Origin of the sequence: Streptomyces sp. NPDC048337, assembly GCF_043201175.1 — a bacterium.
Lineage (GTDB): Bacteria > Actinomycetota > Actinomycetes > Streptomycetales > Streptomycetaceae > Streptomyces.
Genome location: NZ_JBICYR010000003.1, coordinates 211,523 through 238,270, shown reverse-complemented (window position 1 = coordinate 238,270; position 26,748 = coordinate 211,523). Strand labels below are relative to the sequence as shown.

Genomic DNA, 26,748 nt, shown 5'->3' with positions numbered 1-26,748 from the left:
GGGGCTCAGTGCGGGAACGGGATCAGGAGTCGGGAGCGGGGCCGGCCTGACGGGGCGGACGGGGTGGATCGCCCGGGGCGGGACCGGGTTCGGGGTGTGCGCGCAGGGCCTCGCGCCGAAGCCCCGGGATGTCCAGCGGGCTGCGGCCGGCCGCGTGCCGGTCCAGTTCGTGGGTGGTGACGCGGACAGGTCGGCCGTCGCGTATCTGGCCGGCGGCCACCGCGTGGCAGGCCTGCCGCAACTCCCGTACGTCGGCGGGCTGCCAGACGCTCGGGGGCAGGTCGTCCGGGTCGGGATGCGCCGCGCGGGCACCCTGGCTGAACTTCGCGGTGTCCCCCGGCTTGAGCCCGCCGAGCATGAGATGGGTGACGGCGTCGTTGGGCAGCAGCGCCTCGATCACCTCGCCCGCCGTCGCGACCGTCTCGTGGGAGATCTCGACGAAGAGGACGATCCGGCTCTGCGCGGCGGTCAGACAGGTGTCGAGGAACTGGGTCCGCAGACCGCCCTGGTCGGTCCAGTCGATGTGCGGAACGACCACGAACAGCAGCGAGTCGTGCTCGGCCAGCACGGTGCTGATCCTGCTGAACGCCTTGAACGGCCGCTCCTCGGAGATCGAGGGGTCGAGCTCCAGGGCCGGGAAATGCGCGCGCAGCGCGGCGATGACCTTCTCCCGGATGTTGGCGTTGATCACCGCGGCGGACGCAATCTCGCCGTTCTCGTCCCTGCTGATGGGGCGGCCGTTGTTGCCGTAACCGGCGGTCATCGCCACGATGTGCTGCGCGATCGGGAGCGGGTTCCCGGCCGCCTCGGCGTCACGGCACATCTGTGCGATGCGCTGCTGCGCCAGGTAGATGCAGTGGTGTATGAGGGTGGTCTTGCCCATGCCCCGGGGGCCGGTCACGACCACCAGACTGCCCTGGTCCACACCGGGGTTGATGACGTCGGCAAACCTGCTCAGGGCCTCGTCGAAGCGCTGCAGCTGCTCCTCCGCGTGGTCCACGTCGACCCACTGGTGCACGTGGTTCTCGTCCTCCCACGCGATCAGGGGGTGGTCGTCCCGCGGCGGGGGCTTCGGGAGGCCCCGTTTGGTGACCGGTACGTGCACGGCGTACGGGTTGCGGTGGATCGGCATGATCACGCGGTCACCTCCGGTGCGGCGCCGGCCGAGCGCTCGCGCAGCGCACGCCATCTCCAGTACGGCGCACGCCGGTTGATCTCCATCACGGCGCGCGGTTGTGTCTCCACCGACTGCCACACCTCCTGGCCGAGCCGGGTGCGATCCTCCGTGCCGAGGACTCCGCCGCCCTGGGCGGCCGGCAGCGGACGGATCAGGGGAAGTTCTTCGGCGAGCCGCCGGGCCGCCGCACGCCGGGAGGCGGGCCCGGACACCTGGGTGAGGACGCCCCGCAGCGCCTCGCGGGCGGTGGCCACCGCGGCGTGGTCCGCCCGGGGGTCGCTCTCGTAGGCCGCCAGGTACTCGCGCACCGCGGTCCGGTAGAGCGCCTCGTGGCTCACCAACTGACGGCTGAGCTGGCGCCGTTCGGACGACACGCGCTCGGAGAACTGGCCGCCCAGGGTCAGCAGCGCGCCGGCCGCCAGCAGGGGCAGGGACTTGAGGAACGTCTGGAACCAGCCCTCCTCCGGTTTCGCCTCGGCCGCGGCGCCCGGGGAGTCGGACGCGGCGGCCATCAGTGCGGAACAGGCCCGTCCGAAGTCCTTCTTGCGGCGCTCCGCCCACAGCTCCGGCGTCATGCTGCCGACGTCGGACACGACGGGCCGGACGGTCCCGTCGAATGTAGGGCCCGGCCGGAGGAAGCCGAGGCGGGTCGCGGCGGTGACCAGGTCCGCGCGGTGCGCGGCGTCGAGGCAGTACACGAGCTGCGCGTCACGCTCCTTCGGACCGCCGGGCGCGGTCCCGGCGTACGCGGGCGTGCCGACGGCGGCCGCGGCGGCCAGCAGGACGAGTACCGCCGCTGCGGCCCTGCCCGGCCCGTACCGTGCGGCTACGGCGCGCCCCGGTCGGCCCGGCGGGCGGCCGGGCGCGCCGCGCCGCGGGTGGCCGCCGCGCGGCGATGCCAGTGGACCGTGCCCCCACCCCTGCCTCATGCGCACTCTCCCCGTCCGGCTCACCGCCCTGTGCGGCTCCTCGTCTGACTCCCCGTGTGCCGGTCCCTGGTCCCCGGCACACGCCCGATCCGCGTGTCACGCCGGGGAATGCCCGTTCGGCAACGGCTCCGACGCCGGCCCGTCCCCCGCCAACACCCCCAACCTCAACGGCTCCTGCGGAGATTTCTCCTCGTGAGGGAGAGGACGCTCCTCGCCGGGGTCGAGTTCCTCGCCGGTTTCGCGTTCCTCCCCGCCGCCCCGCCCCCACCAGGGGCGCGGCGGATGTGCCCGCAGCACCTGCGCGGTGCCGTGCAGCAGGTTGACGGTGATCACGGCGGGCCCGACGGTCGCGACCGTGCCGGGGAAGTCGCGTTCCAGGGTGAGGGCGATGAGGACGGCCGTGATGCCGTTCTGCTGGCCGAGTCCGAGGGCGATCCGGTCCCGCCGGTCCAGGCCGCGCACGAAGAGCGGCATGACCCCCAGCGCCACCACGGCCTGCGCGCCGAACGCCGCCACGCCCAGGACGAACCCCGGCAACAGGTCCACCCCCTGCGCCAGGAACAGGCCGAGCGCGAGGAACGCGGCCAGGAAGGCGCAGCCGACGGCCCGGTCGAGCGCCTTGTCGAACGCCGCCGTGCGCAGGAGGAGACCGGCGACCGCCACCGCGAGCATGAGCATGTTCGCCGCGGCGAGCACCAGCATCGCCACGACCAGCAGACCCGCCAGCGCCACCCCGGCACGCCGTCCCGACGGAGAGGAGGGCAGCCGCGGCGCGGCCCTCCGGCCGGCCCACCACAGCAGCGACACGCCCCCCAGCAGCGCCGCGTTCATCGCGAGACCGGTCGCGTAGCCGCCCGCGCCGCCCCCCGCGGCCGCCGGCGCGCCCTCGTGCCCCGCCGCCGTATAGGCGTAGCCGGCGACGTACAGCGTCAGCAGTACCGTCATCGGGTCGTCGAACGACGCCCAGGCGGACAGCAGGGACCGGGCGCGCGGGGACATGCGTCCGCCTCTGCCGAGCGCGGCGACGGACAGGGGGTCGATCTGGGCCACCGCGATGCCGAGCACCACGTACTCGGGCCGCCCGAACGCCACCACCATCACGCCCGCGATCAGCGAGGCTTTGAGGACGACGCCGAGCGTCACGGCCGCCAGGACACCGGGCAGGTCCTCGCGCAGCGCCTTGAGGTCGATCCCGTACGTGCTCCCGAACAGGCCGATCGCGAGCAGCAGGCCCGCGCCGAAGACGTAACCTCTGGTGCCGACCAGCGCCGAGGGATCGGCCGCGAGGCCGACGACCACGCCGATGATCAGGGTGCCCACTCCGCCGGCCACGATGCCGGGCACGGATTCCGGCAGTCGCCAGGGCAGCACGCGCTTGGACATCGCCACTGCTTCTCCCCCCTCCTGGCGCACGAATTCCGCCCCCGGGGCCTTCCGCTCCATGGGGCAGGAGAATCGTAGGGGTCGCGAGTACCGTATCGAAAGCCGGACTCCAGCCTCTCGTACGGGAGTTGACCCTTACTCCATATGGGTGTGGCCTGGAGCGGCGCGCGCCGGAACCGCCCCGCGCGGCCCTGCTCTGAGGGTGCCCGTCCGTGGACGCCGTCGAACGCGCGCCGGCCGGTTGGCTGATTCGCCGTCCGTGTCGCAGGTCTTTACGCCGCTGTCACGCACCGGTAGCTTCCGCGATGCAAGAACTTGCAGGAAATTCCTGGCAGTTCTTGCATGCGTGCCGCCCCATCCCCGTGTGGCGGCAGCCTCCCCCCACTTGGAGCCGCGCATGAGACGCACACCCCCACGCATCGCGGCGGTGTCCGTGCTGCTCGCCCTGATCCCGGTGCTTCCGAAGCCCGGCGACGCACGCATGGAACCGGCGGCCGCGGTCGCGGACACCGCGACGGTCTTCTACTACACGAAGACCAAGGCCTGGACGACGTACAACCTGCACTACGCCCCCACCGGCGGCCCGTGGACGACCGTGCCGGGCGTGGCGATGGAACGGGCCTGCACCGACTGGGTGAAGAAGACCGTGGACCTGGGCTCCGCGGCCGGACTCCAGGCCACCTTCAACAACGGCACGGGCACCTGGGACAACAACGGCGGCGCCAATTACGCCCTCGGAACCGGGAATATCGCCGTCAAGGACGGGGTCGTCACCCACAGCGACCCGTGCGCGGACACCGGCGGCCCCGGCAACTCCGCGACCGTGTACTACTACACCGGCACCGTCGGCTGGTCCGCCTACAACCTGCACTACGCCCCCGCCGGCGGCCCCTGGACGACCGTGCCGGGGGTCGGGATGGAGCCGGCCTGTACGGACTGGGTGAAGAAGACCGTCGACCTGGGGACCGCCACCGCCTGGCAGGCCACCTTCAACAACGGCAACGGCACCTGGGACAACAACAACGGCTCCAACTACCCGCTGAAGAGCGGCCTGACCACCATCCGGAACAAGGCGGTCACCGCCTCGGCCGCCGACCCCTGCGCCGCCGCCGTCCCCGACACCCGGGCGCCGACCGCGCCCACCGGGGTCACGGCGAGCGTCACCGACACCTCCGTCGTGCTGTCCTGGAACGCCGCCACGGACGACACCGCCGTCACCGGCTACCAGGTCACCCGCACCGGCGGCAGCCAGGGCACCGTCGTCGCCGACACCGCCTCCACCGTCCGCACCGACACCGGGCTGGACGCCCGTACGGCCTACACCTACGTCGTCCGCGCCCGCGACGCCGCCGGGAACGTCTCCGCGGCGAGCACCACCGTCACGGCCACCACCGGCGACAGGCCCGTCGTCGAGAGCGGCCGGCCGCTGGGCGGAGATCCGCGCAAGGACCCCATCTACTTCGTCCTCACCGCCCGCTTCTACGACGGCGACAGCGACAACAACCGGGGCGGCGGCCAGGACGTGAAATCCGGCAACGCCGCCAACCACGACCCCATGTTCCGGGGCGACTTCAAGGGCCTCGTCGAGAAGCTCGACTACGTCAAGGCCCTCGGCTTCTCCGCCCTGTGGATCACCCCGGTGGTCCTGAACCGGTCCGACTACGACTACCACGGCTACCACGGTTACGACTTCTACAAGGTCGACCCGCGCCTGGAGTCCGCCGGCGCCTCCTACCAGGACCTGATCAACGCGGCCCACGCCAAGGGCATGAAGATCTACCAGGACGTCGTCTACAACCACAGCTCGCGCTGGGGCGCCAAGGGCCTGTTCACACCCACGGTCTACGGGGTCCGCGACGCCCAGTGGAGCTGGTACTACGACCGGAAGCAGGACGGCTTCGAGTACGACGGCCTGACCGTCGACCCGGTCTCCGGCAGGTCGTACTACAACGGCGACCTCTGGTCCACGACCGCTCCCAGCGGAAACACCTGCGTCAACTGGGGCGTACCGACCGGCGGGAAGAGCGCCGAGGGCTACACCGTCTACAACTGCCAGTGGCCGAGCCCCACCTCCGGCATGTTCCCGAAGGCGTACTACCACCAGTGCTGGATCGGCAACTGGGAGGGCGAGGACTCGCGCTCCTGCTGGCTGCACGAGGACCTGGCCGACTTCAACACCGAGTCGGCTCCCGTGCAGAACTACCTCATAGGCGCGTACGACAAGTACATCGACATGGGTGTCGACGGCTTCCGCGTCGACACCGCCGTGCACATTCCGCGCAGCACGTGGAACCGCCGCTTCCTGCCCGCCATCCAGCAAGAGGTGACGGCGAGGTTCGGTGCGGACAAGGCCCGGGACTTCTTCGTCTTCGGCGAGGTCGCGGCCTTCGTCAACGACAAGTGGAACCGAGGCTCGGTCAACCACTCCGCGCAGTTCTACACCTGGAAGGAGCGCAAGGAGTACAGCGCGGACGACGCCGCGGCCGCCTTGGAGCAGTACACCTACGAGGAGCAGCTCGGCACCGGCGGCCAGCCGACCTCCGACAACGCCTTCCTGCACGGGAACAGCTACCACGCCCCGGACCACACCCGGTTCTCGGGGATGAACATCATCGACATGCGCATGCACATGAATTTCGGTGATGCCTCCAACGCCTTCAACAACGGCCGCGATTCCGACGACTCCACCAACGACGCCACCTACAACGTCGTCTACGTCGACAGCCACGACTACGGCCCGAACAAGTCGAGCACCCGCTACGCGGGCGGCACCGACGCCTGGGCCGAGAACATGTCGCTGATGTGGACCTTCCGCGGCATCCCGACGCTGTACTACGGCTCGGAGACCGAGTTCCAGGCCGGGAAGCAGATCGACTGCGGACCGACCTGCCCGCTCGCCACCACCGGCCGCGCCTACTACGGAGCAGGCCTCGAAGGCAGCGTCACCGCCTCCGACTTCGGCACGGTCTCCAGCGCGTCCGGGGCGGTCGCCACCACCCTGGCGCAGCCCCTGGTCCGGCACGTCCAGCGACTGGGCCAGATCCGCCGCGCCGTCCCCGCGCTCCAGATCGGTCAGTACTCCACCGAGGGCATCTCCGGGGACATGGCCTTCAAGCGCCGCTACACCGACCCCGGGAGCGGCGTCGACAGCTTCGCGCTGGTCGCGGTGACCAACGGGGCGACGTACACCGGCATCCCCAACGGCACGTACCGGGACGCCGTAACCGGTGACGTGAAGACCGTGGGCAACGGAACCCTGAGCGTTCCCAGCCGGGTCCCGGTGGCTCCAGCCGGTGCAACCGGTCGACGCCGGGGTGGGTTTGGCCGCCGTGGCGTCAGGCTTCCAGGTGACCACGCCGCTGTGCCGGATGCGGGCGGCGGCCTGCGCCTCCCGCTGCATCCGGGTCCGCAGGTCGGCCAGTTCGGGTGCTGAGGCGTCGGTGTAGGCGCGCAGGATCTTGACGGCGACCTCGCGGCCCAGCAGTTCGTCGACCGCTCGGGCGACGACTCCCATGCCGCCGCGGCCGACCATCGCGGTCACCCGGTAGCGCCCCCCGAGCATCTTGCCGATCAGCTCGCCGTCGTTCGCTTCACCCGCTGGCACCGCACGCTCCGTTCCAGAACCACTCGTCGATCGACCGCTTGGAGGGGTCAAGAGTAGAGGCTTGATCACGGAGGAGTCGCGCGGCCCCGAGCGGGGCCGCGGCGCGCGTCGTTCAGCCGGTGAAGCCGGCCGTGAGGGAGGTGAACTGCCAGTCGCTCTGCGCGATGCCGGAGCAGGACTCCTGCAGGCCGCCGCCCGGGCAGCCGCGGTCGCGGTTGACGGACCAGAAGGCCAGGCGGGCGATGTGGTGGGAGTTGGCCCAGTCGCGGATGTCGGTCCAGTTCTGGATGGTGGTGGTCTCCTGGGTGTCGCTGATGCCGTTCATCCCGGAGATGCCGATGTGGGCGTAGGCGGTGGCGTCGTCCCACCCGAAGGTGGACTTGAGCTTGGTCTTGAGGCCCTCGGTGGCACTGACGGTGCTCGCGTACATGTCGGTGGACGCGTTGCCGAAGTCGAACGGCATGATGGTGAAGACATCGATGCCGGCGTTCAGCGCCCTCGCCCGCTCGATCAGGCGGTTGCCCCACGAGGTCGGGCCCGTGGTGCCGGTGCCGAAGGTGAGGATCGTCCTCAGGCCGGGGTTGTTCTGCTTGACGATCTTGAGCGCGCCCAGGATCCGGTCCTGGACGACGGCGTTCTCGAACTCGTCCGTGTTCTCGATGTCGACGTCGACGGCCTTGAGGCCGTAGGCGTCGATGACCTTCTGGTAGGCGCCTGCCAGGGCCTCGGGGGTGGAGCAGTTCGGGCCGAGCTTGTTGCCCTGCCAGCCGCCGATGGACGGAACGATGTCCCCGCCCGCCGCCCGGATCGCGTTGATGGTGCTCTGGTCGACGCCCCCGGTGAGGGCGCGCTGCCCGTCCCAGGCCGGGTTGCACCCGCCGGAGGAGAGGATGAACGCCATGGTGAACCACTTCGCACCGGTCGCGTTCATCACCGTCGTCGCGCTCGGCGGGTTGCCCCAGCCGAGGTAGAGGTAGGGGGCGGCCTGCTTGAAGCCGGTCGGGGGAGTGGTCGTGCCGTCGGTGGTGACGGTGAGGGAGTCGGAGGCGGCCGAGGTGTTCCCCGCCAGGTCGCGGGCGCGGACGGTGAAGGTGTACGAGGTGTTGGCGGTGAGCCCGGTGACCGTCGCGCCGGTCGTGGTGGACGTGGCCACCTTCGTGCCGCCCCGGTAGACGTCGTAGCCGGTGACGCCGACGTTGTCGGTGGAGGCCGCCCAGGAGAGCGAGACGCTGGAGGAGCTCTTGCCGGTGGAGGTGAGGCCGCCGGGAGTGGTCGGGGCGGTGGTGTCGGTGCCGCCCCCGGGGCCGTCCAGGCTGATGTCGTCGGCGTAGTACGTGCCCTGCCCGTACCAGCCGTTGAGGTAGATCTCGGCGCTGGTCTGGGAGGCGCCGGTGGTGAAGGAGAGGGTGAGCTTGGAATAGCCGGCGGCGGCCGGGGTCCAGGTGGAGGCGCCGCCCGTGACGCCGAGGTACACGTAGTTGCCGCGTACCCAACTCGACAGCGTGTAGGTGGTGTTGGGCTGCACCGAGACCGTCTGGGTGCACTTGGCGTTGTCGCTCGAACTGGCCGCGCCGGCCAGCGCCTTGCCGCCGCCGTGCACGGGCGAGCCCACGACCGAGCCCAGGCCTCCCGTACAGGACCAGCCGTTCAGCGTGCCGGTCTCGAAGTCGCCGTTGGTGAGGAGGTTGGCTCCGAACGCCGAGCCGGGGGAGGTCAGCACGGCCGCTGCGCCGAGGACGGCGGCGCCGAGCCCGCAGGCCAGGCGCGTACGGGTATGGGTGCGGGTACGCAAGGGAGTACCTCCGTGGGGGAGAGGAAGGCAGCGCGGACGGGGACTCTGCCGCATACCGAATGCCGCGAGGGTGTGGGGCAGTTGATGCCGTGACCGCTCTTTGGCCGGGAACCTATTGCTCCGGATCACCCGCCGTCAATAGGTCTGGACCAATCCGGCCGGCGTGGCGGAATCCCACGCGATGAGCGCGCGTTTCAACCCCCCCTCGGGGGGCGCCCCACGCTGCGCTGCGTCACCACCGGGGCGCCCTCCGCGACCATCCCCTCCGGAGCGGCCTACTTCGCCGACCCCAGGTCCTCCGGCCAGCCGTATCCGGTGCGCGGCGGCTCCGCTACGGCGCCCACCGCCGCCAGATCCCGGTCGGCGGCCCGCATCAGCTGCCCCGCCAGGTCCCGCATCGCCCGGCTCGCCGCCAGCTCGTCACCGATTGCGGGGATCTCCACGTCCTGGGGGTTGCAGCGCGCCTTGCCCTGCCCGACCAGCTGCGTCTTTCCCGTGTCGAGCACCGCCCGGGCCTTGGTCGTGCCGTCCTCCTCGGTCAGGTAGACGCCCACCTTCCACTCCTCGGCGTGTGTCATCGCGCGCCTCCTCACACCCCGGTACCTCTGTTCCTGGCTGCTTCCAGGATCCCCCCGTGCGCCCCGTCGCGCTGGTGCGGGACCGGTGCGGCGGCCGACGGCTGGACCGAGACGGTCCGGGTGGGGGCCGGGATGGAGATGCCCTCGGCCCGGTACCGCCGGTGCAGGCGCTTGATGAACTCGTGCTTGATCCGGTACTGGTCGCTGAACTCGCCCACCCCCAGGATCACGGTGAAGTTGATCCTGGAGTCGGCGAAGGTGTGGAAGCGGACGGCGGCCTGGTGATCTGCGACCCCGCCCGTGACGTCCGCCATCACGCTGTCGACGACGTCGAGGGTCACGCGCTCGACGTGCTCCAGGTCGCTCTCGTAGCCGACGCCCACCTGGACCAGGATCGACAGCTGTTGCTCCGGCTGGGTGAAGTTGGTCATGTTCGTCCGCGCGAGCCGCCCGTTGGGAATGATCACCAGGTTGTTCGACAGGTTGCGTACGACGGTATTGCGCCAGTTGATGTCGACGACGTACCCCTCCTCGCCGCCGCTGAGCCGGATGTAGTCCCCGGGCTGCACCGTCTTCGAGGCGAGGATGTGCACCCCCGCGAAGAGGTTCGCGAGGGTGTCCTGGAGTGCCAGGGCGACCGCGAGACCGCCCACCCCGAGGGCCGTGAGCAGCGGAGCGATGGACACGCCCACGGTCTCGAGGGCGACCAGCACGCCCATGGTGAGCACGACGATGCGCGTGATGTTGACGAAGATGGTGGCCGATCCGGCCACCCCCGTACGGGACTGCGCCAGGGACTGCACCAGCCCCGCGACGACCCGGGCCGCGGTGACCGTGGCGATGAGGACGAACAGGGCGGTCAGGGACTGGTTCACGACCGCCGTCACCCGATCGGTGAGAGGCAGCGCCGAGGCCGCCGCGGCGGCGCCCCCGATGACGGCGCCCCAGGGCGCGAGGGTACGCAGCGCGTCGACGATGGCGTCGTCCCCGGTCCACGCCGTGCGGCTCGCGTGCTTGCCCAGCCACCGCAGGAGCGCCCGCAGCAGCACCCCGGCCACGAGACCCGCGGCGAGCGCGATGGCGGCCACCACCCAGTCGTGCAGGACGAGGTCCCGGGTCACAGGATCCCCTCCGGGCGGAGGAGGGCCGGGGATCCGGCGAGGGGCGTCGCCGGCCGCCGTATGTGCTGTGTCGTCACCTTGTCACCTGTCAGATCGTGCTGTGCGGAGCTCCGTTCGGACGCGTGTGCGTACGCACCCGAATCGGGCTGCCATCCTGCCCCATGGGCCCGGGCGCGCCGCAGGTGGGCCGGTGCCACGCCGTTCCCGGCCCGCCCTCGGGCCCGCGATCCTGCGCTTTCCTGCGTGCGGAGGCATCGTTTCGAGCATCTATTGACACGAAGTCGGCGCTGCGCTGGACTGGTGCCCCCCACACGCTCCGCGCGGCCACACCCGGCTGGAGGCAGCCATGCGTCTGCTCAGATCACTGATCGCCACCGCGTGCGCGGTGTTCGCACTGGCATTACCCGGCGTCTCCGCCGGACCCGCGCAGGCGGCCGCCGGCCCGCCGCAGACCGTCCCGGCGCTGCGCCAGTGGACGGCCGGCACCGGTACGTACACCTTCACCGCCGCCACCCGCGTCGTCGTCGACCCCGCCTACACCGCCCAACTCTCCGACGAGGCCGCCACCTTCGCACAGGACCTCGGCGACCTGGCCGGGCGATCCGTGGCCGTCGTCACCGGCACCCCCGCCGCCGGTGACATCGGCCTCACCCTCGGCGACTCCACCCTCCCCGCCGAGGGCTACCGGATGACCGTCGCCGGAGCCCTCACCCTGCGGGCCGGGACCGACACCGGCGCGTTCCACGGCACCCGCACCGTCCTCCAGCTCCTCCACCAGTCCGCCTCGGTACCGGCCGGGACGGCGGTGGACTGGCCCGCCAAGGCCGAGCGCGGACTCATGGTCGACCAGGGCCGGAAGTTCTTCACCGTCGACTGGCTCAAGCAGCACATCAAGGAACTCGCCTACCTCAAGCTCAACTACTTCCACTTCCACCTGTCGGACACCTTCGGGTTCCGCCTGGAGAGCTCCACCCACCCGGAGATCGTCTCCACCGACCACTACTCCAAGCAGGACATCGCCGACCTGGTCGAGCTCGGCCGCAAGTACCACGTCACCATCGTCCCGGAGATCGACACCCCCGGGCACATGAACGCGGTCCTGGCCGCCCACCCCGAACTCAAGCTCAAGAGCAGCTCGGGCGCGGTCAGCCCCGACTTCATCGACCTCTCGCTGCCCGCCTCGTACGCCCTGATCAAGGACCTGATCAACGAGTACCTGCCGCTGTTCCCGGCCCCGTACTGGCACATCGGCGCCGACGAATACGTCACCGACTACGCCAAGTACCCGCAGCTGCTCAGCTACGCCCGCGCCCACTACGGCGCGAGCGCCACCGCCAAGGACACCTACTACGGGTTCGTCAACTGGGCCGACGACCTGGTGCGGGCGGGCGGCAAGACCACCCGGATGTGGAACGACGGCATCAAGTCCGGCGATGGCACGCTGCGCCCCCACCCCGGCATCATCGTCGAGTACTGGTACACCTACGGCCTCACGCCGCAGCAGCTGGCCGACGCCGGCCACGTCGTCGCCAACGAGTCCTGGACCCCCACGTATTACGTGCTCGGCGGCGCGAAGCCGGACACCAAGTGGATGTACGAGACCTGGACCCCGGACCGCTTCGAGGGCGGCAACACCCTCTCCGACCCTGCGAAGAACCCCGGCTCCGTGATCCACGTCTGGTGCGACAACCCCACCGCCGAGACCGAGGGCCAGATCGCGGCAGGCATCATGTACCCGCTGCGCGCGTTGGCCCAACAGACCTGGGGATCACCCAAGTTGACCACGGCCTACGCCGCCTTCACCCCGATCGCCGCCGCCGTCGGGCACAACCCCGCCTGGCCCGGCCTCGCCCAGCCGGGCAACCTGGCCAAGGGCCGCCCGACCACCGCCTCCAGCACCGAGACCTCGAACTTCCCGGCGGCCTCGGCCACCGACGGCGACCCCGCCACCCGCTGGTCCAGCGCCTACGCCGACCCGCAGTGGCTCCAGGTCGACCTCGGCTCCACCCAGAGCGTCAGCCGCGTGGTGCTGCGCTGGGAGGCGGCGTACGGGAAGTCCTTCCAGATCCAGCTCTCCGACGACGCCGCGACCTGGCGCACCGTCCACTCCACCACCACCGGCACGGGCGGGGTCCAGGAGCTCACCGGCCTGACCGGGTCGGGCCGGTACATCCGCGTCCTCGGCACGCAGCGGGGCACCTCGTACGGCTACTCCCTGTACGAATTCGAGGTGTACGGAGGCCAGTTGAGCGGCACCCGCACCCTGACGGCGGCCGGCAAGGCACTCGACGACCCGGCGAGCTCCAGCGCGTCCGGCACCCAGCTGATCACCTGGACCCCGCACGGCGGCCCCAACCAGCAGTGGCAGCTGACCCTCAACGGCGACGGCACCTACACCCTGGTCAACGGCGCCTCCACGCTGTGCGCGGACATCGCCGGCGGTTCGACCGCGGCGGGCGCCACCGTGGTCCAGGCGACCTGCAACGGCGGCGACAGCCAACGCTGGAAGACGACCGCGGCGGGCTCCGGCGGCTATTCGGTGGCCAACAAGAAGAGCGCCCTCCTGCTGACCACCGCCTCCGGCACCGACGGCGCCCTGGTCACGCAGCAGCCGGCCAACGGCTCGACGTACCAGCTGTGGCAGATCGCCTGAACCGCCCACGCCCGCACGCAAACCGGCCGGCCCCGGGCACCCGCCCGAGGCCGGCCGCTGGGGATCCTAGTCGTTGATCGCAGACGGCTCGGGCTCGGCGAGCATGTCGTCGACGATCTCCAGCCGGGTCTCGGGGAAGCGTTCCTCGATCGCCCCGCTCATCATGGCCGCCCCCTCCGGATCGGGCATCGCGCACCGCTCGCGCGCCTCCGCGTCGGGCCACCGCGCGTAGGCCACCCACGTGCCGTCGTCCGCACGGTGCAGGCGCGATCCGTAACTTCCGCACCGCGCGTGGATGGCCGCCGTCACCCGGTGCCACCCCTGGACGAACTGCTGCTCCTTGCCCTCGTGAAGGCGCCACCGGTAGATCACTGCGAACACGCCGCGATTCCCCCTGTCCTGTTGCTCGTTCGTCCGACCCTAGGCGATCTTCACTGGGCGCCCCAACCGCCGTCGAGCGGGATGGACGAGCCGGTGACGTAGCCCGTGTGCGGACCGCAGAGCCACACGGCGACTGCCGCCACCTCCTCCGGTTCGATCAGCCGCTTGATCGCGGAGCGCTTGAGCAGCACATCGGTCACGACGTCCTCGGGAGCGATCCCGTGGGCCTCGGCCTGCGAGCCGATCTGGCGCTCGACCAGCGGAGTGCGCACGTAGCCCGGGTTGACGCAGTTGCTGGTCACGCCGTGCGCGGCGCCCTCGATCGCCGCGACCTTGCTCAGGCCCTCCAGTCCGTGCTTGGCGGCCACGTACGCCGACTTGAAGGCGCTGGCCCGCAGTCCGTGCACGCTGGAGATGTTCACCACCCGCCCCCACCCGCCCGCGTACATGTGCGGCAGGCACTGGCGGAGCAGCAGGAACGGCGCGGTGACCATCACCCGCTGGATCAGCTCGAAGCGGTCCGGCGGGAAGTCCTCGATCGCCGCCACGTGCTGCAACCCGGCACTGTTGACCAGGACGTCCACCTCGGCGGGCAGCGCGCGGACGGCCTCGGGATCGGCCAGGTCCACGGCGTGGGCACGGCCGCCGATGGCCTTGGCCACGTCCTCGGCCGCGTCCGCCTCGATGTCGGCCACGTGCACGAGAGCCCCGGCCGCGGCCAGCGCCGCCGCGCAGGCCCGTCCGATGCCGCTGCCGCCCCCGGTCACCAGCGCGGTGCGTCCGGACAGGTCCACCGGCGCGGCGGGAGCCACGTGAAGTTCGCTCGTCATGGCGGGAACGTAAGAGACGCACGCCGGGGCGGCCCACGTGTGCGGACACCACAGTCCCGGGCCGGTCTATGGCAGGGGCCGCCATACGCGCAGCAGGTCCGGCGGCAGGTCGCCGGTGAGGACCAGGCCGGCCTCCGCGAGCTCCTCGCACAGCGTCTCCCGGGCCAGCGGCCAGAGCGGGAAGGACTCCCGGGCCCGGCGCAGCACCCGCCCCTGGCGGCACACCACATAGCTGTAGTCGCAGCGGATCCGGCCGTCCTCGGCGTAGGCGATCACCTGCCCGCTGTAGGTGTCCATGCCCAGCCGCACCTCGCCCAGCGACCGCCGGGCGGGACGCGCCGGGAGTCGCGCGGGCGGGCGGTCCAGGAAGAGCAGCCCGCCCGGCACCAGCACATCGGCCAGCGCCCGCCACAGCGCGCGCCGCTCCTCGGGAGGCAGGCCGGCGGCCATCCGCAGGCAGACCGCGAGATCGGCCTGGCCGCTGAGCGACAGGTCGAGAGCCGAACAGGCGTGTACGGTCACCCGGTCCGCGGCGGATCCGCCGACGGGCGGGTGCAGCCGGGACAGCAGCACGGACCGCATCGCCGCCGCGGGCTCGACGGCATGCACCGGCACGCAGGAGGCGCCGATCAGCACATCGGTGACCAGCCCGGTCCCCGCCCCCACCTCGACGATCCCGACCCGCGCCGCACCCGCCGCCCCGGCCAGGGCCAGCGCGTGCCGGTGGTACGCCCGGGAGTGCAACAGGTCGTAGAACTCGGCCGACACGGCATACGCCTCACCCCGCCCTCTGCCGTTCGGGCGGTGCTCCGGCGGCGCTGCGTACGGTGCCGGTCGTGTGTCCACGCGTCGGTCCATCAAGCCATCATCACCCGGCGCCGCCCGTCCCACGAGCCCCCGATTTCGGCCACCGGCCCCCCACGCCCTAGCCGAGCCGCTCCAGCGCCGTCAGGACGGGGCCCGCGCCGTCCTCCCGGGCGAGGGTGGCGGCGAGGTCGCGGGCGTGGGTGGCGAGGGCGGGGGTGCCGGTGGTCGTGGTGAGCGCGGCGGCCAGGCGGGGCGCGGTCAGGTGTTGGTGGCGGAGTGGGGGACCGGCCACGCCCAGGGCGGTCAGGCGGGCGGCCCAGAAGTGCTGGTCCAGCTGGGCCGGGACGGGGACGGCCGGGATCCCGGCGCGCAGCCCGGCCGCGGTGGTGCCGGCGCCCGCGTGGTGCACCACGGCGGCCGTGCGCGGGAACAGCCAGTCGTGCGGGACCTCCCGTACGGTCAGCAGGTCGTCGCCCTCGGCGTGCAGGCCCGACCAGCCCGACTGGACGATGCCCCGGAGCCTGGCCCGCCGCAGGGCCTCGGCGATCAGGGCGCTCAGCCGCTCCGCGTCGGCGGCGACCAGGCTCCCGAAGCCGACGAACACCGGAGGCGGCCCGGCGTCGAGGAAGTCCAGCAGCCGCGGATCGGGCCGCCAGCCGGGGTCGGTCGCGGGCCACCAGTACCCGCAGACCTCGTGGCCCGCGGGCCAGTCCGCCGGCCGTCCCACGACCCGCGGGCTGAACCCGTGGAGGACGCCGCGCCCGCGCGGCAGCCCGAGCGGCCCGCCGAACCGTCGCGGCGCCAGCCCCAGCTCGCGGCGGAGCGCGCCCACGGCCGGCGCGAAGATCCGGTCGGTGGCGGCCCACAGGGCCTGCGCCGCCACCCGGTTCCCGTACGGGCCGAACGACCGGGCCCCGATGACCAGCGGCGGGAAGGCCGCCGTCGGCTCGATCGGCTGGAGGGGGACGCCGAGCGTCGGCAGCGCGAGCGCCTCACCCAGCGCCGAGCACATCGGCTCGGTGAGCGTGGAAGCCAGCAGTACGTCCGCGCCCTGCCGTACGACGTCCACGACGCCCTGCGTGAGCCGGGGCATGAACTCCCGCGCCATGCGGATCACCCGGGCCATGGCCACCGGCGGGCTGACCGCCCTGGCCAGCCCCTGGCCGGCCGAGGAAGCCAGCTCCGCCCGCGGGTCGACGGGCAGGCCGCGGAAGCCCAGCCCGTGGGCCGTCACCGCCTCCTCGAAGCGCGTGTGGGTCGCGAGCACCACCTCGTGGCCCGCGGCACGCAGCCGCACTCCCAGCCCGGTGTACGGGGCGACGTCACCCCAGGATCCAGCCGTCACGATCAGTACGCGCACGACGACAGGATGTCACGTCACCCCGTGCGGAGTCGCCCTCCCTCAGGACTCCCGCCGGCGCAGGTGCGTCGTGAGGTGGTGCTGAAGCGGCTGTCCGACGGCGGCCATGTCGTGGGTCACCGTCATCTCGCCGTCCCGAAGTGCGTAGTGGCGCCGGGTGGCGGTGACCTCTTTGGCCAAGGGGGTCAGCGCGACGTCCTTGGTCTCGATCTCGATCTCCGTACCGGAGACCCGTCCGACGTACGTCTCGACGATGCCGGTGGGGTGCGCGAGCACCACCTCCAGGGACGCGTCGGGCGTCACCCGCCACCACCCGGCCTCACGTCCCGCGGGCCGCACGGGCGCCCCGGACTCGTCGACCAGCCACGCGCGCGCCTCGTACCGCAGGAAGGGACGGCCGTCATGGCTGAAGGTGACCTCCTGCTCGTACCGGAAGTCCCGTTCCAGGGTCGGGTACTGGCCCTGCCCCCGGCCGTGCCAGCGCCCGATCAGGGGCAGCACCGGCGTGAGCAGTGGATGCGGATCCGGCCCCTCGCCGAGGACGTGGCTGTCGGGGTACGGATTCTCCTGCACCGACTCAAACACTGTTCTCCCTGCCTGTTTTCGCCTACTGCCGCGCGGCGCGAAGCCTAGCGCCTCCCCCGGGTAGTTGCGAGGACATCGCACCTGGCCACAGGGCGTATGACGGTTGTAGCCGCAATGGGATCCGTGTGCCACGGTGGGTCGCATGGAGGGGAATCGGCACACACACGGCCACACCCACGACCCGGCTCACCACCACGACCACACCCACGCTCAAGGCCACACCCACGCGCACGACCACACCCACGCGCACGACCACACCCAGGGCCACGGCGGCAGCCACCCGCACGGCCACCGCCACGCGGTCGTGCCCCACACCCACGTCGCCGCCGACAAGGTCGACGCGGCCATGGAGACCTCCCGCGAGGGGATGCGCACGCTCTGGATCTCCCTGGCCGTCCTGGCCGTGACCGCCCTGCTCCAGGCCGTGATCGTCGGCCTGTCGGGTTCGGTGGCGCTGCTCGGGGACACGATCCACAACGCCGCCGACGCACTGACCGCCGTCCCGCTCGGGATCGCGTTCCTCCTCGGGCGGCGGGCGGCCAACCGCCGCTATACGTACGGCTACGGCCGCTCCGAGGACCTGGCCGGCATCGTCATCGTGGCGACCATCGCGGCCTCGGCCGCCGCTGCCGCCTACGTGGCCGTCGACCGGCTGCTGCACCCCCGCGAGGTCACCCACCTGTGGGCGGTCTGCGTGGCCGCCCTGATCGGTTTCGCCGGCAACGAGTGGGTCGCCCGCTACCGCATCCGCACCGGCCGCCGGATCGGATCCGCCGCGCTCGTCGCCGACGGACTGCACGCCCGTACCGACGGATTCACCTCCCTGGCCGTCCTGTTGGGGGCCGGCGGCTCGGCGCTCGGCTGGCGGGCCGCCGACCCCGTCGTCGGCCTGCTGATCACCCTCGCCATCCTGCTGGTGCTGGGGGACGCCGCCCGCGAGGTGTGCCGCCGCCTCATGGACTCCGTGGACCCGGCCCTCGTCGACACCGCGGAGTCCGCGCTGCGCGCCGTGGACGGCGTACTGGGCACCGGGCAGGTGCGCATGCGGTGGATCGGCCACGCCCTGCGCGCCGAAGCGGACATCGTCGTCGCCCCCGACCTCACGGTCGTGCAGGCGCACGAGCTGGCCGTGGCGGCCGAGCACGCCCTGATCCGCGCCGTCCCGCGACTGACCGCGGCCACCGTCCACACCGACCACCCGCCCCTCGCCCACCACGCGGAAGCGGAGATCCCGGCGAGTCACGGACCTGCGCCCGGGCCCGGTGGTTGACTGGACGGCATGCCGCTCGAAGACTACGGCGTGCTCTCGGGGACGCTGCACCGCCACTTCCGCGACCAGCCCGACTCCCAGGGGCGCTGGTTCCACGTCAACCTCGAAGTCGACGCGCCCGCCGGGCGGTACCGGTGCGCCGTCGACGTGGACAGCAAGCAGTCCGCCACAGGCGTCCAGTGGAAGGTGTTCACGCTGGCCGCCTCCGTGCTCGAACCGGCCTCCACACTGCCGCCGGGGTACCACTATCTCTCGATGACCTCGGGCTCGGGCGCCATCGACTACCTCCGCCACCCGGCCTTCGTGGACCGCCCCGGCTGCCTGTTCGTCCGCCGCCCGCCGACCTGGCTGCAGAACCTCCTGGACCGGCTGCACCCGCCCCGGCCGTGGGTCTCGGGATCCAACCTGGAGGCCGCCCAGGCCCTGGAGACGATCCTGCTGCCGGGCCGTCCGATCATGGTCTTCGGCGAGCCCTTCGACGAAGGCCTCGGCATGCACAACATCCACCAGAACCAGGGCGATCCGTACGGCAGCCAGTGGTGGGACGACAACGGCGTCTGGCAGGACGGCGCGACCCTCACCCGGCGCCCCGACGGGCGCTACGACGTGTTCCTCAACAAGTTCTCCAGCCAGGCCGACCACACCGACGGCGCCGGCCACCCCGTCTAGTCAGGACGCGGGGCGCCGCGCCCGAACGGGTCGGGGCAGGGCCTGATGGGCGCCCGAGGCCAGTATCCGTACCTCGCCCTGGTCGCTGATCTCGGCCCGGATGATGCCGGTCTCGTCGGCGTAGACGGGATGGCCGCCCGGCCCCGTCTGCTCGGTGCGGGAGACGACGACGACGTCGGCGGCCTCCGCACCGAGCTCACCGCCCTCGAACACCAGCTCGTAGCGATCATCCTCGGCGTCTTCGCCCACCACGTACCTCCTGCTCCCCGTGTCGCGTCGTACCAACGTGCCCCATGGGCGCCGATCACGAGCCGCACCACGCGGCACCGGGGGTCCGACCGGGGTACGCGACTACTCGAACCGGGCGGTGTCGCCCGCACCCCGGCGGACGATCTCCGCCTCGCCGCTGGAGAAGTCGATGACGGTGGTCGGCTTGGTGCCGCAGTCCCCCGAGTCGAGCACGACGTCCACGAGGTGTTCGAGCCGTTCCTTGATCTCCCACCCCTGGGTCATCGGCTCCTCCTCGTCCGGCAGCAGCAGGGTGCTGGAGAGCAGCGGTTCGCCCAGCTCGGCGAGGAGCGCCTGGGTGACGACGTGGTCGGGGATCCGGACGCCGACCGTCTTCTTCTTCGGGTGCTGGAGCTGGCGCGGCACCTCCGCCGTGGCCCGGAGGATGAAGGTGTAGGGGCCCGGCGTCGCCGCCTTGATCGCCCGGAACACGTCGTTGTCGACGTGCACGAACTGGCCCAGCTGTGCGAAGTTCTGGCACACGAGGGTGAAGTGGTGCTTGTCGTCGAGCTCGCGGATCGACCGGATCCGGCTGATGCCCTCGCGATTGCCCACCTGGCACCCCAGGGCGAAGCAGGAGTCCGTCGGGTACGCGATCAGCCCGCCGGAGCGGATGCTGTCCGTCACGTTGCCGATGGTGCGGGGCTGGGGATTCTCAGGATGCACATCGAAGTACTTCGCCATCCGCCGAGCCTACGGGATCGCGAGCACGCACCTCGGACACGGTCCGCCGGAATAATCCCGTGCCCCGGGAGGGCTCCGCTCCCTACACTCGCCACACGCGCTGCCGACCGGGCACCGCGTGCCTCATGCGGAGTTGACGAAGAGAAGGGGAACAGGCCATGTGCACCGACCGCACCGTCGCCTTCGTTCCCCCGTCCCGGTACGACGTGATCCCGGTGTCTCTCGGCGAGCGGTGCCGGCTGCGCGGCCGTCACCGCATGCCCCTGACGCACCTCTAGGGTCCGTCCCGTCCCACGCGTGTTCACATGACCGGTGGGACGGGCGGGCCTGCCGTCCGGGAATCGCGCTGCCCCCTTCACTCGGCATTCGAAAGGCCTAGGGCCATGCGCACCAACGAGCGACCGCTCGCCACCACTTCCCTCACCGCCGTCCGCAACCTGGGCATCCTCGCCCACGTGGACGCCGGAAAGACCACGATCACCGAACGCGTCCTGTTCGCCACCGGCACCATCCACAAACGCGGTGAGGTCCACGACGGAACGACCGTCACCGACTTCGACGCCCAGGAACGCGACCGCGGCATCACCATCTTCGCGGCGGCCGTCAGCTGCACCTGGGACGGGCACCGCGTCAACCTGATCGACACCCCGGGGCACGTCGACTTCGCCGACGAGGTCGAGCGGTCCCTGCGCGTGCTCGACGGGGCGGTCGCGGTGTTCGACGCCGTCGCCGGCGTCGAGCCGCAGAGCGAATCGGTGTGGAGGCAGGCCGACCGGCACGGCGTCCCGCGGATCGCCTTCGTCAACAAGCTCGACCGGGCGGGCGCCGACCTCGACACGGCGGTCGCGTCCATCCGGCAGCGGCTGGGCGCCGTCCCCCTGGTGGTCCAACTGCCCATCGGGCGGGAGGACGGCTTCACCGGTGTCGTCGACCTCGTCCGGATGCGCGCGCTGATCTGGCACCCCGGCTCCGACACGTACGAGACGGGGCCGGTCCCCGAGTCGCTGCGGGAGGAGGCGGACCGCCGACGCCGGCTCCTGGAGGAGACGGTGGCCGAGCTCCACGCCGACGCACTGGAGGAGTTCTGCGCGGCCTCCGCACTGACCGGGCCGACCCTGACCCGGGCCCTGCGGGAGCTGACCCTCGCCGGGCACGGTGTGGTGGTGCTGTGCGGCTCCGCGTACCGCAACCGCGGTATCGAGCCGCTGCTGGACGCGGTCCTCGCGTACCTGCCGTCGCCCGCCGACATGCCCCCCGTACGCGGGACCGTCGACGGCGCGGAGCAGGAACGCGCCCCGGATCCGGCGGAGCCGTTCACCGGCCTGGCCTTCAAGGTGACGGCGACGCCGACCGGGCGGCTGACCTACCTGCGCGTGTACGTGGGCACCCTCCACAAGGGCGCCTCCGTGGTCGACGCCGGTACGGGACGCACGGAGCGGATCGGCAGGATCCTGCGGGTCCAGGCGGACCGGTACGAGGAACGGGAGGAGGCCGTCGCCGGTGACATCGTCGCCGTGATCGGTCTGAAGGCCGCCCGGGCGGGCACGACCCTGTGCGCGCCGGGTGCTCCGCTGCTCCTCGAACCGCCGACCGTGGCCGAACCGGTCGTATCGGTGGCGGTCGAGGCCCGCAGCAACAGCGACACGGGCCGGCTCTCGTCCGCGCTGGCGCGGCTCGCCGAGGAGGATCCCTCGCTGGCGGTGCGCTCCGACGCGGAGACGGGACAGACCGTGCTGTCGGGGATGGGCGAACTCCATCTGGAGGTCGCGGTGGAGAAGATCCGCCGGGGCCACGGGGTGGAGGTCGTCGTGGGCCGGCCGCAGGTCTCGTACCGGGAGACCGTCGTGCGGGGCGTGACCGGTCTGGTCTACCGGCACGTCAAACAGGACGGTGGCGCGGGCCAGTTCGCGCACGTCGTCATCGATGTCGAGCCACTGGAGGAGGTGGGATTCGAGTTCCGCTCGACGGTCGTCGGCGGCCGCGTGCCCCAGGAGTACGCGCGTGCCGTCGAGGCCGGCTGCCGCGATGCCCTCGCCGAGGGACCACTGGCCGGGTTCCCGGTGACCGGGCTGCGGGTCACGCTCACCGACGGGGCGACCCACTCCAAGGACTCCTCGGAGATGGCGTTCCGCGCGGCGGGCCGGTTCGCGCTCCGCGAGGCGCTGCGCGCGAGCACGGTCGAGCTGCTGGAGCCGGTGGTGGAGGTCACGGTGACCGTCCCGGAGGACGGCGTCGGGGGAGTCCTGGGTGACCTCGCGGCCCGCCGCGGCCGGGTTTCCGGTTCCACGACCGAGTCCGGAACGGCGGTGATCACGGCGGCAGTGCCGCTGGCCGAACTCTTCGGCTACGCGTCCCGGTTGCGCGGCCGCACGCAGGGCCGCGGCACCTTCACCACCCGCCCGGCACCCCTCGCGGCGGTACCGCAGTCCGTCGCGGCGGCACTCCTGGAGCGATAGCCCGGAGCCGCCCCCGTCCGCCCCGCCCCCGCCAGGGCGGGGTGGGCGGGGGCTCGGCCGCGCGGGCGGACGTGCAGCTCCAGGCCGACGGTGCGGCGGGCCGCAAGCGGCCGCGGCACCCGGAGGCCGGGCTGCTCACCCCGGACTTCGAGACCCTGCACGTCCCCGCCTCGCCCGCCGAGACGACGGGCCTGGTGGTCCACGTGTTCAGCGCCGACGAGGGCCCCCCGGAGGCCGCCGCGCTCGCCCGGCCGGCCGGTCCCGCCCTCCTCAGCCCGGGTAGGGGATCGAGCCCAGCGGCGGGCAGGGGATGAGCCTGGTGTCGGCGCCCGGGCGTGCGACGAAGGCCCGGGCCGCGGCGGCCTGCTCGCGCTGGGATTCCAGGGAGTCGGCGTCCCAGGCATCGCGCCGGGCGCGGTCGTAGTCCCACGAGTCGTCGATCAGACCGAGGCTGGTATTGCCGGAGCTGCGCTGGAACTCCCACTTCAGGGCAGCCTGTTGGAGCGCGGTCCGGGTCGCGGCGAGTTCGATGCGGGTGATCAGGAGCCCGAGGGTGTCCGGTTCGCGGGTCGGCATGGGGGCCTGCGGGAGCAGCGACACCCCGGTGTCGAGGCGGCCGATGTTGTCGATGCTCGCTCTCGTCGCGTCCTCCGACATGATCTGCATTTCCCGGTGCAGCCAGAAGAGCTCGTCGAGGTCGGCCGAGGTGATGCGCATCCGCTGATACAGGGCCTGGAAGCGGGGGTCGTGGTGCAGCGGACGTATGGGGGCCGTGTGAAGCGCCAGGCAGTCGTTGAAGCCGGCCGCCACCGCGGCGTCGAGGTGGAAGATGGTCTGGTCCGCCTGTCCGCGGGCGAGGGCCAGCCCCCCGAGGCTCGCGTGGCCCGCGGCGACGAGCCACGTGCCGTCGGGGCCGAGCGCCGCGGCGCGCGCGACGACGTCGTGGAAGATGGAGCTCCTCGGACCTCGGCGGTGCAGCGGGACTTCACCCCCGCAGGGTAGGCCGCCGTCAGACGGTCGCCAACTGCGGGATCAGACGCAGGGCGTTGTCGTGGTAGATCCCCTGGAGCTGCTCCGCCGTGAAGGCCGGGTCGCGGTCGAGGGCGGGGAGCGCCAGCTCCATGACCGTGTCGGCGGGGGCCGCGGGCCAGTCGGTGCCGAAGAGGACGTGGTCGGCGGGCACGTGGGTGAGGAGGGTCGCCGCGGCCGCCATCGGGCCGGCCGTGTCGTAGTAGAAGCGGGGCAGGTGGTCGCGGACGGCGGCCGGGTCGATCGGCGGGTCGCAGAACCGCCCGAGGGCCTCGATGCGCGGAGCGATGTACGGCAGGAACCCGCCCGCGTGCGGCAGGATGACCGAGATGTTCGGGAAGCGGTCCAGCGTCCTCTTGCTGATCATGTTCACGGCGGCCCGTGTGGTGTCCAGCAGGAAGTCGCACAGGAAGTTCGGGATGCCGGGTACCGTCGCCGCGCCGGGCGGACCGCCGGGGAGGTTGTGCGGATGCGTGTCGACCACGGCGGACAGCTCGTCCAGCTCGTGGAACACGCGGTCGTAGGACGGATCCCCGAGGTACACGCCCCCGTGGTTGGCCGTCACGTTCACACCGACGGCGCCGAGCTGCCCGAGCCCGCGCCGCACGGCCCAGGAGGACGCGTCGAGGTCGTCCAGGAACAGCGGCACGTAGAACGCGAACCGTCCCGGATGCGAAGCCGCCACCTCGATCATCGACTGCAGCGTGATGTTGATGGCTTCGCGCAGCTGCGCCGACGAACGGTAGCGCGCCGGCAGCATGGGCTTGAGGACGGCCGTCGAGATGCCGGCCCGGTCCATGAACCGGACCGAGGTCTCCAGGTCGAGCCGTGCCCACGGCGGCAGTTGCTGCGGCTTGATCAGCTCGTGCCGTTCGGCCCACTCGCGCCATTCCGGGGCGCAGAAGTGGTGGTGCATGTCGATCTTCGACTGGGCCGCGTGTCGTTCGACCGGTGTCGGGGTCGAATCCTCCCGCACCAGGGAGAGCCGCGGCTCCTCCTCCGGTGTTCCCAGGAGGCTCAGTCTGGAGGTCTGCGAAGCGTCCGGCATGCCGAATCCACCGCCCGTCGGGTCTGGTTTGCTGTCAGGTGGCCACGGAGGCCATCGGCGCGAGATCCCCGTCCGGCCGCGACGGATCCAGCACGAGCCGGAGTTGTTCGAGACCCCGGAAGGCGGCCACCGGCCCCTTCAGCCACGCGCCCTTGCTCTCCTCGGCGTCCGCCAGCTCCATCCGCGGGAACTCCCGCAGGAGACAGGAGAGCGCGATCTCGAGTTCGAGCCGCGCCAGCGGCGCCCCCAGGCAGTAGTGCGTTCCGTGTCCGAAGCCCAGGTGCATCCCGTGGAGGCCCTCGCGCGTCACGTCCAGCACGTCGGGGGAGTCGAACTTCTCCGGGTCCCGGTTCGCCGAGGAAATGGCGATCTGCACGAGGGAGCCCCGGGGGATCGCCGTCCCGCGGATCTCGGCGTCCTCGGCCGCGTACCGGAAGGTCGACGTCTCCACCGAGCCCTCGAACCGTACGAGTTCCTCGACGGCCCGCGGAATCAGCAGCGGGTCCCGCCGGATCATCTCCAACTGCGCTGGATGCAGGAGCAGATCGAGGACGGAGTTCCCGATCTGGTACGCGGTGGTCTTGTGCCCGGCGAAGAACAGGACCCACAAGGACGAGACCAGATCGGCGTCGTCCAGCGCCTCGTCCGCCTGGATGAGGTCGCTGAGGAAGCAGTCCGACGGGTGCTCGCGCGTGTACGAGATGAGCCGCGCCAGCCGGCCCTGGAGCCACTCCTGCGCCGCCTGGAGCTCCGCCCGCATCCGCGGATCGAACCGGGCGCGCGTCACCACCGAGAACTGCCCCAGGATCTCGGGGCGGTCCTCCTCCGGGATGGACATGAGCTCGCACAGGACCGCGATGGGCAGCGGAAAGGCGAACGTCGACATCAGGTCGACCGTGTTGCTCTTCGCGCACTCCCGCAGCAGGCCCTCGGCGATCTCGGTGACCCGCGGCCGCATCGCCTCCACCCGGCGGGGCGTGAAGGCGCCGCGCAGGACGCGGCGCAGACGCGTGTGCCGGGGCGGGTCCGAGAAGAGCACGTTGTCGTCGAGCGCGTCGAAGAAGCTGCCGTAGACCGCGTGGTAGGTATCGAGGGCGCCGCGCATGTTCTTGCTGAAGCGGGGGTCCGAGAGCGCGTCCCGGGCGTCGTCGTAGCGGGTGATGAGATAGGTGTCGACCCCGTGCCGAGGCGTCAGCGGGCACACCGGGGCCTGTTCGCGCAGTGCGGCGTAGACGGGGTGCGGGCACGTACGGTACTCCGGCGCCCCGGCGGCCACCGCCGACACGATCGCGTGCAGCGCTGCCCCGCCGCTCGGTGCCGCCTTCTCCTGCGTCATGTTCCGCACCCTCCGTGACACTCGCGGTCTGCGGACACACCGGTTCCCTGGCGGAGCGGACCGCGAAACCCCCCTGGCTCGATCGAGTGAGCCCGCGTCCGCCGTCCGGTCCGGCCGCGTGGCGGGCGCGCGGAGCGGGGGGACAGGCTGCTGGTGCCGCCGCACACGCAGCAAGGAGTCCGCGCATGGTCCGTAGTCTCGCTCTCGTCCTCACCACGGCCGCCTCGCTCGCCCTGGCCCCCGCCACCACCCCCGCCGCCCGCGACGACCCCGGCGCGGCCGTCGCCGCCCGCGCCCTCACGTACCGGGCCACCGCCAGGTATCAGGTGCACGACAACGCGGTGCGGGACGGCTACGTACCGGACAAGTACTGCGTCGCCGACCGGGCGGGATCGGGCGCGCTCGGCTACCCGCACTTCAACCACGCGTACGACAACTCCCTCGACCCGGCCAAGCCCGCCGCGCTGTACTACGAGGACGACGGACACGGCGGCAAACGCCTCGTGGGGGTCCAGTGGCTGGTCTACGACCGGGACCAGAAACTCACGACGGACGACGACCGGCCCACCCTGCTCGGCGTCCCCTTCACGGGCCCGCGGCCCGGCAACTTCCGCGGCCAGCCGATCCACTACGCCCTGCACCTGTGGCTCTGGAAGAAGAACCCCCGGGGCGATTACGAGGCCTTCAACCCGGCGGTGAAATGCCGCCCCGGCACCACCCGCCCGCCGGCGGGCGGGGCGGCGTAGACCAGGGCCACCACAAAAGGGT

General features: G+C 71.9%; 23 protein-coding genes. 7 read left to right on the top strand and 16 right to left on the bottom strand.

Annotated features, from left to right (window positions below; genetic code table 11):
• Window positions 1-22: 22 nt before the first annotated feature.
• From ACGFYU_RS06800 to ACGFYU_RS06790, 3 genes are all read right to left on the bottom strand, one after another.
• Window positions 23-1,132, bottom strand: a complete 1,110-nt coding sequence (locus ACGFYU_RS06800; RefSeq protein WP_393826409.1) for an ATP-binding protein — start codon at window positions 1,130-1,132, stop codon at window positions 23-25.
• Between the two features lie 2 nt (window positions 1,133-1,134).
• Window positions 1,135-2,106 (bottom strand): hypothetical protein, encoded by a 972-nt coding sequence (locus ACGFYU_RS06795; protein ID WP_393826186.1) that lies wholly within the window; start codon window positions 2,104-2,106, stop codon window positions 1,135-1,137.
• Window positions 2,107-2,202: 96 nt separating this feature from the next.
• The gene (locus ACGFYU_RS06790; protein WP_393826185.1) at window positions 2,203-3,489 is read right to left on the bottom strand and encodes a hypothetical protein; all 1,287 of its coding nucleotides are present in this window, start codon (window positions 3,487-3,489) and stop codon (window positions 2,203-2,205) included.
• Between the two features lie 397 nt (window positions 3,490-3,886).
• On the opposite strand from ACGFYU_RS06790, the gene ACGFYU_RS06785 reads away from it, so the two are divergent.
• A complete protein-coding gene (locus ACGFYU_RS06785) occupies window positions 3,887-6,922 on the top strand; it encodes a carbohydrate binding domain-containing protein (protein ID WP_393826184.1) in 3,036 nt (1,011 codons plus the stop codon).
• 283 nt (window positions 6,923-7,205) lie between these two features.
• On the opposite strand, the gene ACGFYU_RS06780 is transcribed toward ACGFYU_RS06785, so the two are convergent.
• The 3 genes from ACGFYU_RS06780 to ACGFYU_RS06770 form a co-directional block, all read right to left on the bottom strand.
• Entirely contained in the window at window positions 7,206-8,885 is a 1,680-nt protein-coding gene (locus ACGFYU_RS06780) for a carbohydrate binding domain-containing protein (RefSeq protein WP_393826183.1), read from the bottom strand.
• Window positions 8,886-9,160: 275 nt separating this feature from the next.
• The gene (locus ACGFYU_RS06775) at window positions 9,161-9,463 is read right to left on the bottom strand and encodes a DUF1876 domain-containing protein (RefSeq protein ID WP_393826182.1); all 303 of its coding nucleotides are present in this window, start codon (window positions 9,461-9,463) and stop codon (window positions 9,161-9,163) included.
• Window positions 9,464-9,474: 11 nt separating this feature from the next.
• Window positions 9,475-10,584: a mechanosensitive ion channel family protein gene (locus ACGFYU_RS06770; protein WP_393826181.1), complete on the bottom strand. Its 1,110-nt coding sequence runs from the start codon at window positions 10,582-10,584 to the stop codon at window positions 9,475-9,477.
• Between the two features lie 346 nt (window positions 10,585-10,930).
• Between ACGFYU_RS06770 and ACGFYU_RS06765 the strand changes: the two genes are divergently transcribed.
• Window positions 10,931-13,237, top strand: coding sequence for a family 20 glycosylhydrolase (locus ACGFYU_RS06765; protein ID WP_393826180.1), 2,307 nt, complete (start codon window positions 10,931-10,933; stop codon window positions 13,235-13,237).
• Window positions 13,238-13,303: 66 nt separating this feature from the next.
• Here ACGFYU_RS06765 and ACGFYU_RS06760 read toward each other — a convergent pair whose 3' ends face one another.
• The 5 genes from ACGFYU_RS06760 to ACGFYU_RS06740 all read right to left on the bottom strand — a co-directional run bounded on the left by ACGFYU_RS06760 (window position 13,304) and on the right by ACGFYU_RS06740 (window position 17,200).
• Window positions 13,304-13,618 (bottom strand): antibiotic biosynthesis monooxygenase, encoded by a 315-nt coding sequence (locus ACGFYU_RS06760; RefSeq protein WP_393826179.1) that lies wholly within the window; start codon window positions 13,616-13,618, stop codon window positions 13,304-13,306.
• A gap of 50 nt (window positions 13,619-13,668) precedes the next feature.
• Window positions 13,669-14,448: a 3-hydroxybutyrate dehydrogenase gene (locus tag ACGFYU_RS06755; protein ID WP_393826178.1), complete on the bottom strand. Its 780-nt coding sequence runs from the start codon at window positions 14,446-14,448 to the stop codon at window positions 13,669-13,671.
• A gap of 66 nt (window positions 14,449-14,514) precedes the next feature.
• A complete protein-coding gene (locus tag ACGFYU_RS06750; RefSeq protein WP_393826177.1) occupies window positions 14,515-15,216 on the bottom strand; it encodes a class I SAM-dependent methyltransferase in 702 nt (233 codons plus the stop codon).
• 157 nt (window positions 15,217-15,373) lie between these two features.
• On the bottom strand, window positions 15,374-16,615 hold the full coding sequence (locus tag ACGFYU_RS06745; protein WP_393826176.1) for a glycosyltransferase: 1,242 nt from the start codon (window positions 16,613-16,615) through the stop codon (window positions 15,374-15,376).
• 42 nt (window positions 16,616-16,657) lie between these two features.
• Window positions 16,658-17,200 carry an FABP family protein gene (locus tag ACGFYU_RS06740; RefSeq protein ID WP_393826175.1) on the bottom strand — a complete coding sequence of 181 codons (543 nt, stop codon included), beginning with the start codon at window positions 17,198-17,200 and terminating at the stop codon, window positions 16,658-16,660.
• Between the two features lie 142 nt (window positions 17,201-17,342).
• Between ACGFYU_RS06740 and ACGFYU_RS06735 the strand changes: the two genes are divergently transcribed.
• Window positions 17,343-18,470 carry a cation diffusion facilitator family transporter gene (locus ACGFYU_RS06735; RefSeq protein ID WP_393826174.1) on the top strand — a complete coding sequence of 376 codons (1,128 nt, stop codon included), beginning with the start codon at window positions 17,343-17,345 and terminating at the stop codon, window positions 18,468-18,470.
• Window positions 18,471-18,479: 9 nt separating this feature from the next.
• Entirely contained in the window at window positions 18,480-19,139 is a 660-nt protein-coding gene (locus ACGFYU_RS06730) for a DUF2278 family protein (RefSeq protein ID WP_393826173.1), read from the top strand.
• Here ACGFYU_RS06730 and ACGFYU_RS06725 read toward each other — a convergent pair whose 3' ends face one another.
• Both ACGFYU_RS06725 and ACGFYU_RS06720 read right to left on the bottom strand, forming a co-directional pair.
• Window positions 19,140-19,388, bottom strand: coding sequence for a DUF6296 family protein (locus tag ACGFYU_RS06725; RefSeq protein WP_393826172.1), 249 nt, complete (start codon window positions 19,386-19,388; stop codon window positions 19,140-19,142). It abuts the gene before it with no gap.
• 102 nt (window positions 19,389-19,490) lie between these two features.
• A complete protein-coding gene (locus ACGFYU_RS06720; RefSeq protein WP_393826171.1) occupies window positions 19,491-20,111 on the bottom strand; it encodes an L-threonylcarbamoyladenylate synthase in 621 nt (206 codons plus the stop codon).
• A 383-nt stretch (window positions 20,112-20,494) separates the two neighbouring features.
• Between ACGFYU_RS06720 and fusA the strand changes: the two genes are divergently transcribed.
• Both fusA and ACGFYU_RS06710 read left to right on the top strand, forming a co-directional pair.
• Entirely contained in the window at window positions 20,495-22,567 is a 2,073-nt protein-coding gene (fusA, locus tag ACGFYU_RS06715) for an elongation factor G (protein WP_393826170.1), read from the top strand.
• A 41-nt stretch (window positions 22,568-22,608) separates the two neighbouring features.
• The gene (locus ACGFYU_RS06710) at window positions 22,609-22,881 is read left to right on the top strand and encodes a hypothetical protein (protein ID WP_393826169.1); all 273 of its coding nucleotides are present in this window, start codon (window positions 22,609-22,611) and stop codon (window positions 22,879-22,881) included.
• Here ACGFYU_RS06710 and ACGFYU_RS06705 read toward each other — a convergent pair.
• From ACGFYU_RS06705 to ACGFYU_RS06695, 3 genes are all read right to left on the bottom strand, one after another.
• Window positions 22,838-23,284, bottom strand: coding sequence for a hypothetical protein (locus ACGFYU_RS06705; protein WP_393826168.1), 447 nt, complete (start codon window positions 23,282-23,284; stop codon window positions 22,838-22,840). The genes ACGFYU_RS06710 and ACGFYU_RS06705 overlap by 44 nt on opposite strands.
• 292 nt (window positions 23,285-23,576) lie before the next feature.
• A complete protein-coding gene (locus ACGFYU_RS06700) occupies window positions 23,577-24,644 on the bottom strand; it encodes an amidohydrolase family protein (RefSeq protein WP_393826167.1) in 1,068 nt (355 codons plus the stop codon).
• Between the two features lie 34 nt (window positions 24,645-24,678).
• Window positions 24,679-25,980: a cytochrome P450 gene (locus tag ACGFYU_RS06695; RefSeq protein WP_393826166.1), complete on the bottom strand. Its 1,302-nt coding sequence runs from the start codon at window positions 25,978-25,980 to the stop codon at window positions 24,679-24,681.
• Window positions 25,981-26,165: 185 nt separating this feature from the next.
• Here ACGFYU_RS06695 and ACGFYU_RS06690 point away from each other — a divergent pair, with 185 nt between their 5' ends.
• The gene (locus ACGFYU_RS06690; protein WP_393826165.1) at window positions 26,166-26,726 is read left to right on the top strand and encodes a hypothetical protein; all 561 of its coding nucleotides are present in this window, start codon (window positions 26,166-26,168) and stop codon (window positions 26,724-26,726) included.
• Window positions 26,727-26,748 lie beyond the last annotated feature (22 nt).

Coding starts and splice junctions, on each gene's coding strand:
- ACGFYU_RS06800 (WP_393826409.1), bottom strand. CDS start 1,132: ATGCCGATCCACCGCAACCCGTACGCCGTGCACGTACCGGTCACCAAA.
- ACGFYU_RS06795 (WP_393826186.1), bottom strand. CDS start 2,106: ATGAGGCAGGGGTGGGGGCACGGTCCACTGGCATCGCCGCGCGGCGGC.
- ACGFYU_RS06790 (WP_393826185.1), bottom strand. CDS start 3,489: ATGTCCAAGCGCGTGCTGCCCTGGCGACTGCCGGAATCCGTGCCCGGC.
- ACGFYU_RS06785 (WP_393826184.1), top strand. CDS start 3,887: ATGAGACGCACACCCCCACGCATCGCGGCGGTGTCCGTGCTGCTCGCC.
- ACGFYU_RS06775 (WP_393826182.1), bottom strand. CDS start 9,463: ATGACACACGCCGAGGAGTGGAAGGTGGGCGTCTACCTGACCGAGGAG.
- ACGFYU_RS06765 (WP_393826180.1), top strand. CDS start 10,931: ATGCGTCTGCTCAGATCACTGATCGCCACCGCGTGCGCGGTGTTCGCA.
- ACGFYU_RS06755 (WP_393826178.1), bottom strand. CDS start 14,448: ATGACGAGCGAACTTCACGTGGCTCCCGCCGCGCCGGTGGACCTGTCC.
- ACGFYU_RS06735 (WP_393826174.1), top strand. CDS start 17,343: ATGGAGGGGAATCGGCACACACACGGCCACACCCACGACCCGGCTCAC.
- ACGFYU_RS06730 (WP_393826173.1), top strand. CDS start 18,480: ATGCCGCTCGAAGACTACGGCGTGCTCTCGGGGACGCTGCACCGCCAC.
- ACGFYU_RS06720 (WP_393826171.1), bottom strand. CDS start 20,111: ATGGCGAAGTACTTCGATGTGCATCCTGAGAATCCCCAGCCCCGCACC.
- fusA (WP_393826170.1), top strand. CDS start 20,495: ATGCGCACCAACGAGCGACCGCTCGCCACCACTTCCCTCACCGCCGTC.
- ACGFYU_RS06705 (WP_393826168.1), bottom strand. CDS start 23,284: ATGCGCATCACCTCGGCCGACCTCGACGAGCTCTTCTGGCTGCACCGG.
- ACGFYU_RS06700 (WP_393826167.1), bottom strand. CDS start 24,644: ATGCCGGACGCTTCGCAGACCTCCAGACTGAGCCTCCTGGGAACACCG.
- ACGFYU_RS06695 (WP_393826166.1), bottom strand. CDS start 25,980: ATGACGCAGGAGAAGGCGGCACCGAGCGGCGGGGCAGCGCTGCACGCG.
- ACGFYU_RS06690 (WP_393826165.1), top strand. CDS start 26,166: ATGGTCCGTAGTCTCGCTCTCGTCCTCACCACGGCCGCCTCGCTCGCC.